The organism is Acidovorax sp. GW823-FHT05D11 (assembly GCF_058795695.1).
Map to the genome: position 1 here is coordinate 2843342 of NZ_CM179502.1, position 19746 is coordinate 2863087.

The following is a 19746-nucleotide window of genomic DNA, read 5'->3' on the forward strand; positions in this document are numbered from 1 at the left end:
GCCTGTCCGCGCCGCCCCCGCCCCCTATTTTTTACCGTGACCTCCGCCTTCCGCCCCCGACCAGCCACGCGGCCACATGCCCTGCGCGGCGCGGGGCAGGGTGCGCGCGGGCAAAAGCGGGGGAGTCGCCGCCTGCCGTCGCAGGTGGTGCGGCTGGCGCTGGCCTGGCTGCTGCTGGCCCTGGTGGCCGTGCCCACGCTCGGTCGCCTGCACCAGGTGGTGCACGGCGGCGCGCTGGACCGGGTGCATGCGGGGCAGGCGCTGTCTTCCGCCGCATCCGCGGCGTCCATTGCACCAGGGGCCGCCCCTTCGGCGAGCGGCCACGGCCACGGCCTGCTGCTGCCGCTGCTCCTGGGCCACCACGCTCCCGTCGATTGCCTCGTGCTCGACCAGCTCGCGCTGGGCGATGCCCTGCACAGCGCTCCCCTGGCGCTGCCCCATGCGGTGCCCGCGCAGGCACCGTCCGCCGACCCCGCGGGGCGCGTCGCCGTCGCGCATGTCGCGCTGTTCCAGGCGCGCGGCCCGCCCGGCCGGGCCTGAAGCACCACGCCCCGGGCCTTTTCCACGCGCCGGCCGCCCCCGCCTCTGCCGCAGGGCCGCGAACGCCGCCGGAGCAGGTTCCCCCACGGCGCACCCCGTGCTTCGTTTACATCAAAACTCCTGATTTCATAGCTGCCAGCGCTTGACCATCAAGCGCTGGAGGCATTTTTTATTCATGGCTTCCCGCCCCGTGGCGTGAAGCCGCGCGCTGCACGCCTGGCCTGGCCGGCGCGGCGCGCCCCCCCTGTTGCAAGCACCACCATGATCCACACCTCCTTAGCCCCTTGCGCGCCAGCGCGGCGCGCCCGTCCAGCCCTCCACCCCGTGGCCCTGGCCGCCATGCTGGCGCTGTCGGGCGCGGGCAGCGCCCACGCGCAGGCCGCGCCCGCCACCGAGGCAGCGCCCAGCCTGCCGTCCGTCACCGTGTCGGCCAGCGGCCTGCAACTGGGCGCCAGCGACATGACCACGCCCGTCACCGTGCTGGAGGGCGACGAGCTCGTGCGCCGCCGCGAGGCCACGCTGGGCGAGACGCTCAACAGCGAACCCGGCATCACCAGCAGCCACTTCGGCGCCGGTGCCAGCCGCCCCATCATCCGCGGCATGGACGGCCCGCGCGTCAAGGTGCTGAGCGACGGCGCCGAGCTGCACGACGCCTCCACCATCAGCCCCGACCACGCCGTGGTCTCCGAGCCCTTGCTCGCCACGCAGATCGAGGTGCTGCGCGGCCCCTCGGCCCTGGTCTACGGCAACGGCGCCGTGGGCGGCGTGGTCAACGTGCTGGACGGCAAGATCCCCACCGCCATCCCGCAAAAGGGCTACGAAGGCAGCGCCGAGCTGCGCGCCAACACCGGCGCGGGCGAAGGGGCGGGGGCCTTCTCGCTCACGGGCGGCACCGGCAACCTGGCGGTGCACGTGGAGGGCGTCTCGCGCGACGCGGGCGACTACCGCGTGGGCAAGGGCTGGGCCCCCGAGGGCGAGCCCGCCCGCAAGGTGCTGGGCAGCTTCAACCGCACGAACACCGGCAGCGTCGGCCTGTCGTGGGTGGGTGAGCAGGGCTACCTGGGCGCCGCCTACACGCGCCAGAGCGCCAAGTACGGCCTGCCGGGCCACAACCACAGCTTCGAGGGCTGCCACACCCATGGCGACCACCTGCACTGCGGCGCCCACGCGGGTGAAGGGGAAGACGGCCACGACCACGGCGCCGAAGAGCATGGCGACGTGCCCGTGGTGGACCTGCGCAGCGAGCGCTTCGACATCCGGGGCGAGCTGCGCAACCCCTTTGCCGGCTTCTCGGCCCTGCGCCTGCGCGCCGGGGTCACCGACTATGTGCACGACGAGGTCGAGGACGGCGCCATCAGCACCACCTTCAAGAACAAGGCCTACGACACGCGCATCGAACTGCAGCACGAGCCATTGGCCGGGTTCAAGGGCGTCGTCGGCCTGCAGACCTCGCAGCGCAAGTTCAGCGCCGAGGGCGAAGAGGCCTATGTGCAGCCCACGGTCACCCGCAAGCTGGGTTTCTTCGCGCTGGAGGAATACCGCGTGGGGGACTGGCGCTTCGAAGCCGCCCTGCGCCACGACCGCCAGACCGCCGAGGCCCAGGCCAGCGGCATCGAGCGCAGCCACAACGGCACGTCGGCATCGCTGGGCGCGGTGTGGAAATTCACGCCCGGCTACCAGGTGGGTACCTCGTTCACCCGCGCCAGCCGCGCGCCGTCGGCCGAAGAACTGTACGCCCAGGGCCTGCACATGGCCACCAGCACCTATGAGCGCGGCAACGCCGACCTGCGCTCCGAGATCTCGCAGAACATCGATGTGAGCCTGAGGAAGACCAGCGGTGACACCACCTTTGGCGTGAGCATCTTCCGCAACCGCATCAACAACTACATCTACGGCCGCACGCTCGATGCGGTGGACGGGCTGCAACTGCTGCAGTACAGCCAGGCCGACGCCACCTTCACCGGCATCGAAGGCCAGGTGCGCCAGCGCCTGAACCGCAACCTGGGTATCACCCTGTTCGGCGACACCGTGCGCGCCCGGCTCAACGACGGCGGCGGCCTGCTGCCCCGCATCCCCGCCACGCGCGCGGGCATCCGCCTGGACGGCAACTGGCAAGCCTGGGAAGGTCAGGTCGAATGGGTGCAGGTGGCCCGCCAGAACCGCGTGGCGGAGTTCGAAACCGCGACGCCGGGCTACGGCATGCTGAACCTGGGGGTGAGCTACAACGGCCAGTTCAGCAGCGGCACGCCGTGGCAGGTGTATCTGAAGGCGAACAACCTGACGGACCGCCTGGCGTATGCACACACCAGCTTCATCAAAAACGCAGCGCCGCTGATGGGGCGCAACGTGACGGTAGGGGTGAAGGTGGCTTTCTAAAAGCTGGCCGCATTGCGCGGCCTGCCCAGCCCCATTCACTCACTCGCTCACGTACTTCCAAGCGCACTCTGACTGCCGCCGATCCCTCAGCGGTTGGGCAGCGCGTGCGCGCGCTCGTACTCGTGCCCGTACCCCAAATCGTCCGTTGACGAAACCCGCCATGAACCCAACCCGTTTTTCCCCTTCTCCATCGCGCAGCCGTGCTGCGCTCAACCGCAAGCCCGTTGCCAAGCTCACTGCTGCCGCACTGGCGGCGGCACTGGTGCCGTGGGCCCATGCACAGACATCACAGGAACCTGCCGCAGCTTCCGCATCAGAAGCAATCACCCAGCCCGCACGCGCTCTTCCGGCAGTGGACGTGCTGGGCACGACCGCCCCCGCCACGCGCACGCCCGGCGAACGCGCTGCCGTCACGCTCCAGCCAGGCGCACTCCCCGCAACGGTGCAGCAACTCAACCAGGACGACATTGCCAACACCAATGTTGGCCGCGATATTTCCAACATCTTTCGCCGCGTGCCCGGCGTGCTGGCCAACAACATCGACCAGGGCGAAACCGGCAACGGATTTCGCATGCGCGGGTTTGCCACCCAGGGCACGCACGGCGCCGATACCGCCGTGTATGTTGACGGTGTGCCGCAGAACATTCCGTCCAGCCAGGGTGGGGCAGGGCACGGCCCGGTGTTTCTGGAATGGCTCCACGCCGACCTGATCGACGGCGTGGACGTCATCAAAGGTCCTATCTCTGCCTTGTATGGCGACCAGAACCGCGCAGGCGCTGTTGACATCCGCACCCGCAACGGCGGCAGTGCCACGCCGTCTAGCGTCAGTATCAGCGCCGAGCGCTATGGCCTGCGCCGCAGTACCCTGGTGCTGTCCAGCACCATTCCCACCAGCTTTTCCACCATCGACTCGCTGTGGATGGCCGATGTGTACCACAACGATGGCTACCGCTATGCGTCCCGCACCGGCCGCGACACGTTGTTCTGGAAGCTGTCTACCCAGCACCAAGGCGCCCGATACAGCCTGCGCGTGATGCGCTACGTGGCCGACTTTGATGCGCCTGGGTATCTGCTGCTGCCCGCGCTGGAAGCTGGGCTGGACCCACGCTCCACCCAATCAAACAACGCCGGCTTCGGGAATGCGCGGCGTACCAGCCTGGTGTTCAACCGCGCCCCGGCCGAAGGTGAGGCGGGATGGTATGCCACGGCCTATGCGGAAAGCCTTAATCGCAAACGCGGCATCACGGCCAACGCCACCCACCATACGGTGGGCGTGGACGACCGGGACATCTTTGGCGCGCGCGTGCTGCACAACACCACGTTTGGCAACGCCGCCATTGCCTTCGGCGCCGAACTGCGCAAGGACCGTGGCGACGCCTACCGCCAGATCTACGTCAACCGCGCACCATCGGCCAGCTACGTCAATGCGCAAGACCTGGACCTGCTGACCTACGGGCTGTTTGCGCAGGGCCAGTGGCGCGTGACCGATACCCTCAAACTGAGCGCCGGTGCGCGCTACGACCGGTTTGACTACGACATCGCCAACCTCAAGCTGCCCGCGGCCAGCACCGGCTACGACAAGGGCGTGTTCACGCCCAAGCTGGGCGCGTCGTGGTCGCTCACACCGCAGGTGGAGTTGTTTGCCAACGTGGCCGAAGGCATGCGGTCGCCTTCGGCCGAGCAGATCAGCAGCAGCGGCGCCACCGGCCCGCTGGGTGCGACAGGCGGTGTCATCAGCCAGATCGCGCCTAGCAAGGTGCGTTCGTTCGACTTGGGCTTCACCGCATCGCCAGCCAGCGGCTGGACAGTGTCGGGCGTGGGGTACGCCATTCAGAATTCCGACGAAATCGTGGGTCAGGCCGATGGCTCTTTCAAATCGGTGGGCGAGACCACGCGCAAAGGGCTGGAGCTGGAAGCCCGCTGGCGCGCCAGCAGCGCCACCAGCGTGTACGCCAGCATCGGCAAGATCCTGGAGGCCAAGGTGGACAACCCGGCACCCAATACCGGTGCAAAGCTCACGGTGCCTGCCACGCAACTCAAGGCCGGGGCCCAGCACAAGCTGCGGCTGGGCGAAGGCCAGCTCACACTCAATGCAGATGCCTACCTGATCGCGGACATGCCGTACTACGTAGGCACGCCTGCCACGCAAGAGCGCACCATGCCTCTGTACACGCGCTATGACCTGCGCGCCACGTACGACTGGAAGCAGACGCAGCTGTCGCTGTACGCCACCTTCCAGCCCCACCGCTACGGCACCGAAATCGCCTACGGCAGTGCCGCAGGGCTGATGATGTCGCCCCTTCCCCGCAGCACGTTTGGCGCCACACTGCGCTACTTCTTCTGATGGAAGCCGCGGCCATTCTTGAGACCCGCGCCCTCACCATCCGACGGGGCGACCAGGTCTCGCTGCAGGCGCTCAACCTAGCGGTCACGGCGGGCAGCGTGTATGCGCTGCTGGGCGGCAACGGCGCGGGCAAAACCACCACGCTGAACGCGCTGCTGGGTTTTGTTCCCGCCGCGTCGGGCCAGGCACTGGTCAACGGGGTGGACGCCTCGCTGCAGCCGCAGCAGGCACGCGCTCACCTGGCGTATCTGCCCGAGAACGTGGCGCTGTACCCCTACCTGTCGGGGGTGGAGAACCTGCGCTACTTCTGCAAGCTGTCAGACATTGCACTCGACAGCGCGCAAGCGCACGACCTGCTCACAGCGTCGGGCCTGGCACCCGATGCACAGGGCCGCCGGGTTGGCGGGTATTCCAAGGGCATGCGGCAAAAGGTAGGCCTGGCGATTGCCAAAGCGCGCCGTGCCCGTGCCATGCTGCTGGACGAGCCCACCTCCGGGCTGGACCCTGCTGCTGCCAACGAGTTTGCGCGAAGCGTGCTCCAGGCCAAACAGGGCGGTATGGCCGTGCTGATGGCCACACACGACCTGTTCAATGCCATTCAGGTGGCTGACCGCATCGGCATCCTTCGCGAAGGGCGCCTGGTGGCGGAGTTTGCCGCGCACGACATCGCCCACAACGAGCTGGAGCGCATCTACCTGCAGCATGCGCGCGGCGTGGTGGAGGACACCGCACCATGATCGCATCCATCGCCGCCAAGGAGATGCGCGCGTTGCTGCGCGACGGGCGCTTGTCGGGACTCGGGCTGGTGCTGGTACTGCTGTTGGCGGCCGTGCTGGTGTCGGCCGTGCACCAGCGCCAGGTGGCAGAACAGGAGCGCCATCAGGTCGAGGCCGCCGCGCGTGCGCAGTGGGATCACCAGGGCGACCGCAACCCCCACCGTGCAGCGCACTTCGGGCTGTATGCGTTCAAGCCTCAACTGCCACTGGCCAGCGTAGACCCTGGCATCCATGCGCGCACCGGTCAGGCGCTGTGGCTGGAGCCGCACAAGCGCAACATGGCGCTGCACGCACCCGCCGCTGACGCCGCCCCGTCCATGGGCCTGGGCGACTTCACCCCGGCGTTTGTGCTGCTGGCGCTGGTGCCATTGCTGCTCGCCGTGCTGGGCCATGGCTCTGTCACGCAAGAACGGGAGCAGGGCACCCTGCGCATGCTGCATGCGTGTGGAATGCGCGGCGTGCCGCTGGTACTGGGCAAGTGGCTGGGGCTGTGTGCCAGCGTGGCCCTGGTGCTGGCACCCGCTGCGCTGGTTGCAGGCTGGCTGCTGGCTGCACGGCAGGGTGCGGCTGAGGCCGCAATGCTGCTGGCGGCGCTCGGTGCGTACTACGCCACCTGGGCGGCCGTCACGATCGGGGTGTCGTCCAGGTGTCGCACTTCGCGCGGCGCGCTGCTGGTGTTGCTGGCGCTGTGGGTGGGCTGGGTGTTCATCGTGCCGCGCCTGGCGGCGTCCACGGTCGAGGCGCTGGCGCCACTGCCCACGGGCGAGGCGTTCTGGGCCGGTATCCAGCGCGACATTGACCAGGGCCTGCCGGGGGAGGGCAGCGCCGCCCAGCGCATGAAGGCGTTTGACGCACAACTGCTGGCCGACAACGGCGTGGCGCGCCTGGAAGACCTGCCCTTTGGCGCCAATGCCAAGCGCCGCCTGTTCAGGGATGCGTATGCCACCAAGGTGTACGCACTCCATTTCGGCCAGTTGTGGGACACGCAGGCACAGCAGCAATACCTGCTGCGATGGCTGACCGCCGTATCGCCCTACGCCCCGATGCGGGCCGTGACCAGCGCACTGGCGGGCACCGACCTGGCCCACCAGCAGCACTTTGAAGAAGCCGCCGAGCAATACCGCGAGCGCTTCACCACCCTGGTGGACGAATGGGACCTGCAAGCTACCCAGGGGGTCACTTCGTTCGAGAGCCGCTACGCAGGCAACGCGCTGTGGCAGGCGATTCCGGAATGGACTTACACACCACCCGGCATCGGCTTTGCGCTGCGCCACAGCGCCGCTGACTGGGCTGCCCTGGCGGCCTGGCTGCTGGCGGCCCTGACGGCACTCTGCCTGGGCGCCAGGAGGCTGAACCCTTGACGGCCCTTGTCACCACTACAACCACAACCCGTCGCATGCCATATCCACGCCTCATCCATTGGCAGGCCGAGGGCCTGCGCTTGTACCGCCAACCCGTGGCGTGGTGGGCGCTGGCTGCGCTTTTGCTGGTGCTGTTGGCCTCTGCCACCGTGGCGGGCCTGGACGCCCGAGCCTGGCGCCAAGCCGCAGCGCAGGACGAAACCGCATTCGCCGACAAACTGCACGCCCAGCAACTGCGCCTGCAGGCCAGCCCCGCACCCAGCGCGGCCAGTGCCACCGCCACCTACCAGCTGGGCCGCAGCGATCTGGGCGTCACCCGCATGCCGGTAGAGGCAGGCCTGGCGCTGGGCGTGCAGCGGCTGCAGGTCTTGCCGTCGCGCACCAAGGCGTCGCTAGACACCCGGCATGTCGATTCGCGCGACCCGGGTCCGCTGCGCAACCCTTTGCTCACGGACACCGGTTTGCCCGGCCTGCCAGCCATGGTGGCGCTGCTGCTGCCGCTGGTGGCCCTGGTGCTGTGCGCCGGGCTGCTGCAGGAAGAGCGTGAGCAGGGCCGGCTGGGCCTGCTGCGGGTGCAGTCGCACTACGGCATCGGCCCCATCCTGCTCGCCGCTCTGGGCTGCAGGCTGCTGGCGCTGTGGATGGTTGCGGTGGCAGCCACCATGCCGGCGCTGCTGCTGGACCCTGGCGCCACCGCTGCGGTCGCCTTGCAGTGGGCTGCCGCGCTGGGCGCGTTCTGCGCATTGTGGGTGGCACTGGGCGGCATCTTGTCGTGCCTGCCCATCAGCGGCGCCACCAGCATACTGGCTGCGCTGGGGCTGTGGCTGGCGTTGACGTTTGCCGTGCCCGCGGGTCTGGTGTTGCTGGCGCAAAAAGCCGCGCCCCTGCCATCACGCCTGTCAGCCGTGGTGGCCCTGCGCGACGCACAGCACCAGGCCGAGGACAACGAGCAGGCGCTGGCCGAAGCCTGGTACGACGAACACCCGCACATCCCCGCGCAACAGCCCGCTGCATGGCCCGCCAGCTTTGTAGTGCGCGTGCTGGACCAGGACGAAACGCTGCAGCCCTTGGTGGAACAGTTCCGCCAAAGCCGTGTACGGCAAGCCCAACAGGTGTCGGCATGGTCATGGCTGTCACCCGGCCTGGCGCTGGCGCTATATGGCGAACGGCTCGCCGGCACAGATGTGGACAGCCACACGCGCTACCAGCAGCAGGTGGACGCATTTGAGCAGCGGTGGAGAGCGTTCTTGGTGCCGCGCGTGATGAGCAAACAGGGAATGCGGGTCGAAGAACTGCGGCAGCTGCCTCGGTTTGAAGAACCACATGGCCACCCTGGCTAGATGTGAGGATTCAATAGGTTGTATCCGGTGTTCATCCGGATTGGGTTTGAGAGACTGGAAGTCGCCAAACACCCAGTCGACTCAGGACACCCAACCGAATGAACATCCATAAGCGCGCCCGACTTACGTTTGCCCGTCGCCTGGAGATGGTCCAGCAGATGACGCTGCAGGGCCTGAGCGCTGCACAAGCCGCTGCTGTACAAGGTGTCCGACCGCCCACAGCCAGTTCAGCAGCGGTGCGCCGTGGCAGTCGCACCCTCAAGGCCGACAACCGGACGGGTTGGCTGGCCTACGCACCTACATCCTTTGTCAAGACTGCCGTGCCGTTGGTAAGGCGCAATCTGACGGTGGGCGTGAACGTGGCGTTCTGACGGGCGATGCCGTCGTGATGTGCACGAGCGTCCGCAGGGGGAGGGCGTTGCTGGCTTGCACCCTATCGCTGCACCAAACCACCGAAACAACGGGGCCGCAAGTGCCATAAACCCGTGCCATACTTGATCTTACGTGGTTGATTTTGCTATCCGTTGGATGTATTTGCCCCCCTTTTTGCAACAGCCCTGCATGCCCACCACTCCCACGCCGTCCGCAAAGCTGCTGCAACTGTTACCCGAGGCGGTGGTGCAAACCGATGCGCTGTGGGAGATCACTTATCTGAATCCGGCGTGGCACAAGCTCACCGGCCATTCGGTGGCGGTGGCGCTTGGCAGGTCTTTGCTTGAATTCGTGCATCCTGACGACATCGGCACCATGCGCTCGGGCATGCCGGTGTTCCGCTTGCGCTTTGCCGACGCGGACTATCGCTGGGTGCGTCTGCAGCTCCACCCGGAGACGGATGCGGCGGATCGGGTGATCAGCCGCCAGGGTGTCCTGATCGAGATCACCGAGGTCACCGAGCAGGTGCTGGTGGAAATTCGCCAGCGCTTTCTGCGCTTGCTGGAAACCATTGATGGAGTGGTTTGGGAAGCTGAAATCGGCGTGGGCAATACCTTTCTGAGCCCGCAGGTCGAACGCTTGTTCGGCTACTCCGTGGAGGAGTGGCGGGCCGACCCCGGCTTCTGGCGGGCGCATGTGCATCCCGATGATCTGGAGGCGGCCTTGGTGATCGACGATGCCGCCTACAACGCCACGCACAGCCATGCCTACGAGATGAGCTACCGGCTGATTGCCAAGTCTGGCAAGGTGGTATGGGTGCGCGATCTGTGCCGTGCAGTGGTCGAGCCGGGGCGGCCGAACCGCATGATCGGCCTGATGATCGACGTCACCCAGCAGAAGAACACCGAACTCGAGTTGTTGCGCTCCGAAAACCGCTATTCGCTGGCGACGCGCGGATCCAATGACGGCATCTGGTATTGGGACTTGCGAACGGATGCCCTGCATGTGTCCGGGCGTTTTCTCCAGATCGTCGGGCTGGGTAGCGCCGATATTGTGCATAGCGGAGGCTGGCGCTTTCTCGAGCAGCTCATCGATCCCGAGGATCGCGGGCGCGTGCAGGAGGCCTACCGCAGGCACCTATCGGGGAACAGCCCGAACTTTTCGGTGGATTTCCGCGCGTTCCACGGGGCGGGGCGGCTGGTGTGGGTCAATTGGCGCGGGCTCGCCGAGTTCGAAGACGGCGTTGCGGTGCGCATGGCGGGCTCCTTGAGCGATCTGGCCGAACGTGGCAGTTCCTACGATGCGCTGACCAACTTGCCCGGCCGGCCGTTGTTCCGCGATCGCCTCGCTCATCTCATCGCGCTGCACCAAAACGAGGTGGCGAACGGTGGTGGCATGCCGACACGCGATGGAGCCACGATGTTCGCCGTGCTGCTGCTGGATCTCAACAGTTTCAAGGCCGTCAATGACAGCTACGGGCACCACGTGGGCGACCAGCTATTGCAACAGGTGGCACGGCGGCTCGAATCCTGCGTGCGGACGGGGGATCTGGTCGCCCGCATGGGTGGCGACGAGTTCAATGTGCTGCTGGAGTCCATTGATCCCGCTGAAGCCAGCCAACGCGCGGAGCAGATTGCCGCCGCCCTGGAAGTGCCTTACGTGATTGGCAGGCACACCGTGATCAGTGGTGCGAGTATCGGATTGGCCAGCAGCGCATCCACGCTGGCGACGGTCGACGACTACCTGCGCGCTGCAGACACCGCCATGTACCGGGCCAAAAGTCAGTCATTGGGCGTGTGCGTGTTTCCATAAAGCGTGCCGGGGACAATTGCCTGCGAGGCTGTCGCATGGCTTGCCTTCCTCATCCCCTTCTGGTTTTCGGTGGTTTCGCTGGGGTGCTTCCAGTGTGGAACCAGGGGGGGTTACTGCTGGTCGATGTGCTGCCTCCGATGGAGGCCGGCAATCGAACATGTTTTTGGACTTCTGCGCTTGTTCATCAAGCGCTGGCAGCTATCGTAAATATAGCAATCGATGACACCCCGGCCTCGCGTTGACCGTGGCAGGCCTTGACGGATGGGGCACGCTTGGCGCCAGCCAACCCAAGGGGCCTTGCCTTGATCAGGACAAAAAACAGGCTCTCCAGAGCTTGGCGCGCTGGCACCTGAACACCAGCACGTCAGCGACGAATTCAAAGATGCCGGTTAGAAGACCGGTCACGATGCTCAGAGCAGAGGCGGGTCAAGCGGGATACGCCGGCCCCGGATCCAGGGCGCAAACGCGCGGCCCGCACGGGTAACATATTGAGGCGCCGAGGCTGGCATGGGCGGCGCTTGGCGCAGTCAAGGGGGATCCAGTGCCCGGGGCGGCGCAACGTGCTCACCAACCGTGGAAACCAAAATGTTCAAAAAGATCGTCTGGAAGTGGCTGGGATCGCTTGCTTGTTTGCTGGGCGCAGCGGGGGCGGCTCAAGCGCAGTCCACCACCTACGTGGCCACCGCGGCGGGCAACTACACGGGTTTCACAAACTTCACGGTGTGCGGCACGCCACCGTGCCAGAACTTCACCACGGCGATGAACACGTCTGGCTCGTTCACGACCACCGCGCCGCTGGCCGCCAACCTGGCGTCTGCACAGTTGGGCGCCTTGGTCTCGGCCTTCAGTTTTTCAGATGGCCTCACCACGTACACCCATGCAGACCCGAACGTCCGGGTCTGGAACTTCCGCGTCACGACCGATGCGAGCGGCGCGATCACGGGTGTGAACATTCTGATCCAGCGCTGGATTTCTGGCACGGCCCCCCACGGCATCGGTGACCGGTTTTCCTTCTTTGAGACCAGCACCACATCAGCAAGGCACAACATGTTCTGCAGCGGGATCGCCGTTTCCACCGCAGGCGTGGCAGATTCATGCGGCTTCGCCGGCAGCGATACCAGCACCTCTTCTGCAATCCCTGTTTCGCTGGTGTGGTCTGCCGCGGTGGCGGCTTCTTCCATACCAACCCTTTCCGAGTGGGCGTTGATGGCCATGGCGGTGTGGATGGCCATGGTGGCCTTCCAGCGGCTGCAGCGCCGTGACGGCAAGCGCCACGGGCAGCGCTGACGTCACCGGCCTGCCAGCTCAAGCTGCCGCCCGCGCACGCCGCACCATCCCGCCAACCCCTTGCGCGAGGTGCCCGGTTGCTGGATTTCATCTTCGTGCTGCCCACGTTCGTCCGGGCCTGCGGGCCGATTCAGGCCACTGCCGAAGGTGCCCGGCAGGCCTTCTTTTCTTTCGGAACGCAGATGAACCGCGAAGCACTTCATGGGCTGCTGGTGAACACGCTGGGGCTGGTGCCCCAGCCGTTGGCGAACGCCGTGTCGTGCACCTACTTTCACAAGAAGGTGGAATGGCATCCGGCGCGCAGCACCCGGGTGTTCCGCGTCCTCTTCGATGCCGGCGGGGAGCCCGACCGCATCCAGCTGTGCGCGTCCTCCGACAGCAACAACACGGTGCTGATCGGCCGCCCGTTCAGCGCCCGGGCTTTGACGGAACTGGCGGTTCAGGAAATAAGGCGGATCGAGGCGCGGACGGCCTAGAGAAGGGACAGGGCGCGGCGGGCAGCACAGGCCCTTGTGCGGGCTGGCGGGGTTTCACCCACCGTGGGCCGCGCCCGCCCGCGCCGCGCTCCGCACGCTTTCGACTTGCTTTCACCCGGCCTCCGTAGAAGCACAGTGGCCGGCCCCCCCGGCGGGAGGGCATGATCGCGGGATGAAACTGCTGTTGGTGGAGGACGATTTTGACCTGGCCGGCGCCCTGAGCCGCAGCCTGGTGGCGCGCGGCTTCGAGGTGCTGTGCTGCGCGGATGGCAAGGAGGCCCTGGCCGCGGCGCGGCGCACGGCCTTCGACGTGATCACGCTCGACCTGTCGCTGCCGGGCCTGGACGGCCTGGAGGTGCTGCGGCGCCTGCGCGACGGCGGCAGCACCACGCCCGTGCTGGCGCTGACGGCCCGCGCCGCGGTGACCGACCGCGTGGCCGGGCTGGAGGCCGGGGCCGACGACTACCTGGCCAAGCCCTTCGACCTGGACGAGCTAGTGGCGCGCCTGCGGGCCCTGACGCGGCGGGTGGGGCGCGACGGGCAGCTGCGCTGCGGGGCGCTCTACCGCGACCCGGCTAGCGGCGTGTTCTACAACGAGGCGCTGCCGCTGGACCTGTCGCAGCGCGAAGCCGAGCTGCTGCGGCTCCTGATGTCGCGCATCGACCGCGTGGTGAGCAAGGAAGAGCTGCGCACGCAGGTGTTCGCCGACACGGGCGAGCAGGTGCAGGCCGACGCGGTGGAGGTGGTGGTGCACCGCCTGCGCAAGAAATTGGTGGGCACCAATGCCGAGATCGTGACCCTGCGCGGCGTGGGCTACCTGCTGTGCGACGCCGACAGCATGGCCGCGCAAAAGGGCGACAAATCGGACAAGGGCGGGGTACCCCGGTGAGTGTGCGCAGGTGGTGGCAGCCGTGGCGCCCCCGGGGCGGTTCGCTGCACCGGCTGCTGCTGGTGTGGCTGCTGGTTCCGCTGTGGGCGCTGGTGGCGCTGATCACCCTGGTGCAGGTGGCACAGCAGGTGCGGCACGATGCCGCCGCGCAGGACGAGGCACTGCGCGCGGCGCTGGCGGACTGGCCCGTGGCGCCGCCCGACACACTGCCCACGGCGCATGGCTCCACGCCGGTCTGGTATCGCGAAAGCAACCTGGATGGCGAGCGCCTGGCCGGCAGCGCCGCCCTGCCGCGCGTGCCTCCCGCCGAAGCCGCGCGGGGCCCGGGCAATGTGCATTTCTACCTGGCGCAGGCGGGGGACCAACTGGTGCGGGTGGCGGTCACGCTGCACCCGCCCCCGGTGGCGCAAGGAGGGCAGGGCGCCGCCCCCGTGGTGGTGCGCCAGGTGGCCCGCCCCTGGAGCGAACGCGCGCCCCGGCTGCCCAGCCTGGCCGTCGGCGGGGCGGGCGTGGGCGGGATGTACCTGCTGGCGCTGGCCATGACGGCCATGGTGGTGGTGGTGGCGCGCGTGGCATCGGGCTGGCTGCTCCATGCCGATGTGTCGCTCACCCGGCCGGGCGCCGGGAACCCGGGCCACGGCGACGAAGGCCCCTCGGAGCTGGCGCCCGCCGTGCGGCACTTTGGCGAGCTGCAGCAAAGCCAGAGCCGCTGGATCGACGAGCAGCGGCGCTTTCTGGCCGATGCCACGCACCAGCTGCGCACCCCCATGGCGGTGCTGCGCACGCAGCTGCAGTCGGCCATTTCCGGCGACGTGCTGGTCGCCGATGCGCTGCACCAGATGTTGCACACGGTGGACCGGGCCTCCGGCCTCGCCAACCAGCTGCTGAGCCTGAGCAAGGTGGAGCAGCTCAAGCGTGTGGGCGAGCTGCCCAGCGTGGACCTGAACGCCATCGCGCGCGAGGCCGTCATGGAGCTGGCGCCGCTGATCGCCGCCAAGCGCCTGGATTTCGCGCTCGAGGGCCCCGAGGCGCTGTGGGCCCCCGGCGACGCCGCCCTGCTGGGCGAGCTCATGCGCAACCTGCTGGCCAACGCCATCCACCACACGCCCGCGCACGGGCGGCTGGGCGTGCTGCTGCGCGACAGCACTGGCCACAAGGAGGTGCTGGTGTGGGACGAAGGCCCGGGCATCGACGACGCCGTGCGCCAGCGGCTGTTCCAGCCGTTTTCCGCCGGCAAGGGCGGCGTGGGCCTGGGGCTGTCGATCTGCCGCCAGATCGCCGAGGCCATGGGCGCCGAGGTCACGCTGTTCAACCGCCTCGACCAGGGCCAGGTCATCGGCGTGGACGCCCTGCTGGCCTGGGGCTGAGCGCATGCCGTCCCACCCATGCCGGCTTTCGGTTTTTTTCACCCACCAGTCCCGGACCTGGCATCGCATCCCGGCAAAGTGCTCGCGCGGCTCCAGCAGGACTTTGAACAGGCTTTCGGACACCTTCACGCATGCCCACCATGACGAACCCCGATTCCCACGGCATTGAATTCCAGGGCGTGAGCAAGCGCTATGGCCCCGGCAGCCATGACCCGCTGGCCGTGGACCACATCAGCTTCACCGTGCCGCGCGGCACGCTCACCACCATCCTGGGCCCTTCGGGCTGCGGCAAGACGACCACGCTGCGCATGATCGCCGGGCTCGAGTCCCCGACCTCGGGGCGCATCCTCATCGAAGGCCAGGATGTGACCGCCCTCGGCCCCGCACAGCGCAATGTGAGCCTGGTGTTCCAGAGCTATGCGCTGTTTCCGCACATGAACGTCATCGACAACGTGTGCTATGGCCTCGCCATGTCGGACATGAAGAAGGGGCCGGCCCGCGAGAAGGCGCGCGCCATGCTCGACACCGTGGGCCTGCACGGCCTGGACCTGCGCAGGCCCCACGAGCTCTCGGGCGGGCAGCAGCAGCGCGTGGCGCTGGCCCGGGCGCTGGCGCTGGAGCCGGCGGTGCTGCTGTTCGACGAGCCGCTGTCCAACCTGGACGCACGCCTGCGCCGCTCCATGCGCGAGGAAATCCGCACGCTGCAGCAGCGCCTGCGGCTGACCGTGGCCTACGTCACCCACGACCAGAGCGAGGCCCTGGCGGTCAGCGACCAGATCGTGGTGATGAACAAGGGCGCTATCGCCCAGCGCGGTACGCCCAGCGAGCTGTACGAGCAGCCCGCGTCCGAGTTCGTGGCGGGCTTCATGGGCGAGGCCATGCTGTTCGAGGGCCGCAACCACGCCGGCGGCCCGGCGGGCGCCAGCCATGCCGAGTTCGGCCCGCTGCGCGTGCCGTCTCCCGCCTCGCTGGCCTCTGGCCCGGTGAAGATCGCGGTGCGGCCCGAGGCCTGGGTCATCGGGCCCGCCACCGCCACCGGCGTGGCCGCGCGGCTGACCAAGCGCACCTACCTGGGCAGCATCATGGAATACACCTTCGCCAGCGCGCTGGGCGAGATTTTCGTGGTCTCGCCCCTGGTGAAGTCGCCCTTGGACGTGGGCGCCCCCGTGAGCCTGACGCTGGCGGACCACGGGGTGTCCGTGGTGGCGGGGTGAGCGCACGATGGAGCACTGCGCCGTAGCGATTTTCGATCTGGACAACTGCCTGCTCGACGCACGGGCCGTGGGGCCGCTGTTCGAGCCCGCGTTCGAGGCCATCCGGCAGGCCAACCAGGGGGCGCTGGCCCCCGCCATGCTGGAGCAGGCCCTGTACCAATGCTGGTTCACGGCGTTTGACCTGGTGGCCGAGCGCTACCGATTCACCCCGGCCATGCGCGCGGCGGGCTGGCGGCAGTTCAGCCAATTGCAGGTGCGCGCCCCGCTGCACGGCTACCCCGACATCGGCCTGCTGCCGCGCATTCCCCTGCGGCGCTACCTGGTCACCAGCGGCTTTCGGCGCCTGCAGGACAGCAAGATCGACGCCCTGGGCATCCGGCCCTGGTTTGAACAGGTGTTCATCGATGCGGTGGACGACCGCCCCGCGAGCAATGGCGCACCGCACGGCAAGCAGCCGATTTTCGAGCAGATCCTGGCGCGCGAAGGCTGCGCACCCCGGCACGCGCTGGTGATCGGCGACAACCCCTTGTCCGAACTCGCGGCCGGGCGCGCGCTGGGGGCCACCACCGTGCAGACCGTGCGGCCCGGCGTGCGGCCCTGGGAGCTGGCCGACCACCAGGTGCAGGGGCTGGAGGGCGTGCTGCAGCTGCTGTCGCCGCCCGGCCCGCCGCACACGGGCGAAGGGCCGGCAAGGGCCTGAGCGCGGGCGCGGGCCCCTGGCCTTGTCAGCCGTGCTTGCGCACCAGCCGGGCCACCGTGCCCCAGGTGCGCGTGGTGGCCGGCAGGCCGAGCTGCTGCTCGGCAAAGACGTTCGGGTTTCCCATGGTCTTGCCGACAAGGTGGTTGTACGACAGGGCCTCGGAGCCGGTGTAGAGCAGCACGCGCACGTCCTCGCGGGCATTGCGGGTGGGCAGCGGGGGCAGCAGCTTCGCGCCGTCGTGCAGGAAGGTCACGTAGAAGTCGTAGATGGGCGGCGCCTTGGCCATGCCCTCGAACGGATCGCGCGCCAGCAGCGTGTGCAGATAGGCCATGCTGCGCAGAAACACGGGTTCATCGAATCCATGCCCGCCGCGCAGCGACCGCTGCACCGTGCGGACAATCCCCTGCGCGGGCCGCACGCCGCGCGCGCTGAAGGCGACCGTGCCATTGGTCTGGAACGAGGCGGCCTCATCAGCGCCAGCTTGCAAGAACGCGCTTTCCAGCGCCATGCGCGACGGTGCATGGCCATGGCCGAGGTTCAGGTTGCGGAAGAAGGCGGCGAACTTCATGGACGCAGGGGGCAGGGCGGTGTTCCAGAATACAGGAGGGCGCCAGGCCCGGCGGGCGGGTCCGCGCAGACGGACGCTGCCTTGCACGCGCATTGAATCAGTCCAAAATGCCATCTGGCGCCATATCCGCCTGCGCCGCCAGCTATCGAAAATATAGCACCCCGGAGCCAGGGCCCCGCCGGCCAGGCGCACAATACGCGCCCACCTGTCCGCCGTTGGTTTCTGATCTTGAACTCCGCCGTCTTCACCTCGCTGATCCCCGTCATCCTGTTCATCGCCCTCGGCTTCTACGTGGGGCAGCGCGGCTGGATACGGGCGGCCGCGGTGAAGGACCTGGCCAACCTGGTGTTCATGGTGCTCACGCCCGCGCTGCTGTTCCGCACCATGAGCACGGTGCGCATCCAGGACCTCGACTTCGGCCCCGTGGGCATCTACTTCGTGGCCTTTGGCATCGTGTATGCGGCCACGCTGGCGCTGCAGGGCTTCAACACCCTGGCGGCGGCGCGGGCCCTGGCCAACACCTTCAGCAACACGCTCATGATCGGCGTGCCGCTGGTGGGCCTGGTGTTTGGCGACGCGGGCCTGGTCACGCTGTTCACGCTGATCTCGGTGCACTCGCTGATCCTGCTGACCGCTGCCACCGTGGTGTTCGAACTCGCGGCGGCGCGCGAACATGCGGCCGCGGACGGCGGCGGTGGCGGGGCGCACCAGCCCCTGTGGCGCACGGTGCTGCAGGCCATGCGCAACGGCATCGTGCACCCCGTGCCGCTGCCCATCATCGCGGGCCTGCTGTTCGCGCAGACCGGGCTGGTGGTGCCGCAGGTGGTGGACAAGCCCCTGCTGCTGCTGGGCCAGGCCCTGGGGCCCATCGCGCTGCTGCTGGTGGGCGTGACGCTCGCCTTCACCAGGGTGGGACGCCATTTCAGGGCCGCGATGCGCATCGCCCTGGTCAAGTGCGTGGCGCACCCCCTCGTGCTGGCCGCGCTGGGCTGGGCGCTGGGCCTGTCGGGCCTGCCGCTGGCCGTGATGATCGTGGCGGCCTCGCTGCCCGTGGGCGCCAACGTGTTTCTGTTCGCGCAGCGCTATGGCGTGGCCGAGGACGAGGTGACGGCGAGCGTGGCGGTGTCCACCGCGCTGGGCCTGGTGACGATGCCGGTGGTGATCCTGGCGGTGACGCGCTGGGTGGTGGCAGCGCCGTAGACGCGGCCTGCGAAGGCGATCGGGCGCGGTGGCTCAGGCGTCCCCGGGGACGTGGCAGGCCACGCAGAGCTTGTTGCCGTCGGGATCCCGGAAATACGCGCCGTAGTAGTGGGCGTGGTACTGCGGGCGCAGGCCCGGCGGGCCGTCGCAATGGCCGCCGTGGGCCAAGGCCGCGGCGTGCACGGCATCCACCTGCGCGCGGCTGCGGGCGGCAAAAGCCGTCATCTGGCCATTGCCCGGCGCGTGCGCGCCTTCAAAGGGGATGCCGATGAGAAAGAGGGGGCGGGGGTCGGGGCTGCTCTGCCAGCCGGCCCAGGGGCGGGATGGGTCTACAAAGCGCTGCGCGACGCCCAGGGCAGCCATCAGCGGCTGGTAGAAGGCCAGGGCGCGGTCGAAATCCGTCACGCCCACGAAGATGTGCGAAAACATGCTGCTCCTTGTCGGTGCTGGTGCCGCCGGGCAGGAAACGTTCAGGGCGCCAGGCGCTCCCGCACCCACTCCCCCGCATCCATCCGATACCGCAGCCGGTCATGCAGGCGGCTCTTGCGCCCCTGCCAGAACTCCCACTGGTCCGGCTTCAGGCGGTACCCGCCCCAGTGCGGCGGGCGGGGTGGTTTCAGCAAGAACTGCGCGCCGTACCTGGCGGCATTGGCCACCAGCACGCCCCGGCCGGAGATCACCTGGCTTTGCGGGCTGGCCCAGGCGCCGATGCGCGAGTCGAGCGGACGGCTGTTGAAATACGCGTCGCTTTCTTCGTCGCTGACTTTCTCCACAATGCCTTCGATGCGCACCACGCGTTCCAGCTCCACCCAGTGGAACTGCACGGCCGCATAGGGATTGCCCGCGATCTGGCGGCCCTTGCGGCTGTCATAGTTGGTGAACCAGACGATGCCGCGCTCGTCGTAGCCCTTGATGAGCACGATGCGGGTGCTGGGGCGCAGGTCGCTGCCCACGGTGGCCAGGGTCATGGCGTTGGGCTCGGGCACTTCGGCGCTGATGGCTTCCTGGAGCCACTGGTCAAACTGCTGCAGGGGGGCGGCGTGCGAGGCGTCTTCGTTGAGTTCGGCGCGCTCGTAGCTCTTGCGAAGGTCGGCGATGGAGGTGGTCATGGGCACGATTGTGCA

The 19746-nt window shown here is 68.1% G+C and carries 17 protein-coding genes and 1 pseudogene; 15 read left to right on the top strand and 3 right to left on the bottom strand.

Annotation, left to right across the window (positions count from 1 at the left end):
• Positions 1-36: 36 nt before the first annotated feature.
• The 14 genes and pseudogenes from AC3RCE_RS13245 (at position 37) to AC3RCE_RS13310 (ending at position 16854) form a co-directional block, all read left to right on the top strand.
• Positions 37-540 (top strand): hypothetical protein, encoded by a 504-nt coding sequence (locus AC3RCE_RS13245; protein ID WP_492253201.1) that lies wholly within the window; start codon positions 37-39, stop codon positions 538-540.
• 261 nt (positions 541-801) lie between these two features.
• A complete protein-coding gene (locus AC3RCE_RS13250) occupies positions 802-2916 on the top strand; it encodes a TonB-dependent receptor domain-containing protein (RefSeq protein ID WP_492253202.1) in 2115 nt (704 codons plus the stop codon).
• 160 nt (positions 2917-3076) lie between these two features.
• Positions 3077-5260, top strand: coding sequence for a TonB-dependent receptor (locus AC3RCE_RS13255; protein ID WP_492253203.1), 2184 nt, complete (start codon positions 3077-3079; stop codon positions 5258-5260).
• Positions 5260-5997 (top strand): ABC transporter ATP-binding protein, encoded by a 738-nt coding sequence (locus tag AC3RCE_RS13260; RefSeq protein ID WP_492253204.1) that lies wholly within the window; start codon positions 5260-5262, stop codon positions 5995-5997. Before AC3RCE_RS13255 ends, AC3RCE_RS13260 begins: the two co-directional genes overlap by 1 nt.
• A complete protein-coding gene (locus AC3RCE_RS13265) occupies positions 5994-7397 on the top strand; it encodes a DUF3526 domain-containing protein (protein WP_492253205.1) in 1404 nt (467 codons plus the stop codon). The genes AC3RCE_RS13260 and AC3RCE_RS13265 overlap by 4 nt, the downstream gene beginning before the upstream one ends.
• Before the next feature lie 35 nt (positions 7398-7432).
• Positions 7433-8737 (top strand): DUF3526 domain-containing protein, encoded by a 1305-nt coding sequence (locus AC3RCE_RS13270; RefSeq protein ID WP_492245951.1) that lies wholly within the window; start codon positions 7433-7435, stop codon positions 8735-8737.
• Positions 8738-8835: 98 nt separating this feature from the next.
• Positions 8836-8958 (top strand): annotated as a pseudogene (locus tag AC3RCE_RS13275) (IS481 family transposase); the annotation flags it as partial.
• A gap of 340 nt (positions 8959-9298) precedes the next feature.
• Positions 9299-10921: a PAS domain-containing protein gene (locus AC3RCE_RS13280; RefSeq protein ID WP_369642450.1), complete on the top strand. Its 1623-nt coding sequence runs from the start codon at positions 9299-9301 to the stop codon at positions 10919-10921.
• Between the two features lie 573 nt (positions 10922-11494).
• A complete protein-coding gene (locus AC3RCE_RS13285; protein WP_492253206.1) occupies positions 11495-12208 on the top strand; it encodes an IPTL-CTERM sorting domain-containing protein in 714 nt (237 codons plus the stop codon).
• A 77-nt stretch (positions 12209-12285) separates the two neighbouring features.
• The gene (locus AC3RCE_RS13290; protein WP_492253207.1) at positions 12286-12684 is read left to right on the top strand and encodes a hypothetical protein; all 399 of its coding nucleotides are present in this window, start codon (positions 12286-12288) and stop codon (positions 12682-12684) included.
• A gap of 172 nt (positions 12685-12856) precedes the next feature.
• Entirely contained in the window at positions 12857-13573 is a 717-nt protein-coding gene (locus tag AC3RCE_RS13295) for a response regulator transcription factor (RefSeq protein ID WP_218295027.1), read from the top strand.
• The gene (locus tag AC3RCE_RS13300) at positions 13570-14940 is read left to right on the top strand and encodes a sensor histidine kinase (RefSeq protein WP_492253208.1); all 1371 of its coding nucleotides are present in this window, start codon (positions 13570-13572) and stop codon (positions 14938-14940) included. The genes AC3RCE_RS13295 and AC3RCE_RS13300 overlap by 4 nt, the downstream gene beginning before the upstream one ends.
• Positions 14941-15080: 140 nt before the next feature.
• A complete protein-coding gene (locus AC3RCE_RS13305; RefSeq protein ID WP_492253209.1) occupies positions 15081-16154 on the top strand; it encodes an ABC transporter ATP-binding protein in 1074 nt (357 codons plus the stop codon).
• Positions 16155-16161: 7 nt separating this feature from the next.
• Entirely contained in the window at positions 16162-16854 is a 693-nt protein-coding gene (locus AC3RCE_RS13310) for an HAD family hydrolase (protein ID WP_492253210.1), read from the top strand.
• A gap of 25 nt (positions 16855-16879) precedes the next feature.
• Here AC3RCE_RS13310 and AC3RCE_RS13315 read toward each other — a convergent pair whose 3' ends face one another.
• Positions 16880-17422 (bottom strand): DUF1697 domain-containing protein, encoded by a 543-nt coding sequence (locus tag AC3RCE_RS13315; RefSeq protein WP_218295024.1) that lies wholly within the window; start codon positions 17420-17422, stop codon positions 16880-16882.
• A gap of 228 nt (positions 17423-17650) precedes the next feature.
• Between AC3RCE_RS13315 and AC3RCE_RS13320 the strand changes: the two genes are divergently transcribed.
• A complete protein-coding gene (locus AC3RCE_RS13320) occupies positions 17651-18622 on the top strand; it encodes an AEC family transporter (protein ID WP_369642456.1) in 972 nt (323 codons plus the stop codon).
• 33 nt (positions 18623-18655) lie between these two features.
• Here the strand turns inward: AC3RCE_RS13320 and AC3RCE_RS13325 are convergent, their stop codons facing one another.
• Both AC3RCE_RS13325 and pdxH read right to left on the bottom strand, forming a co-directional pair.
• Positions 18656-19051, bottom strand: coding sequence for a VOC family protein (locus AC3RCE_RS13325; RefSeq protein ID WP_492253211.1), 396 nt, complete (start codon positions 19049-19051; stop codon positions 18656-18658).
• A gap of 41 nt (positions 19052-19092) precedes the next feature.
• Positions 19093-19731 (bottom strand): pyridoxamine 5'-phosphate oxidase, encoded by a 639-nt coding sequence (gene pdxH / locus AC3RCE_RS13330; RefSeq protein ID WP_492245959.1) that lies wholly within the window; start codon positions 19729-19731, stop codon positions 19093-19095.
• Positions 19732-19746: the final 15 nt, after the last annotated feature.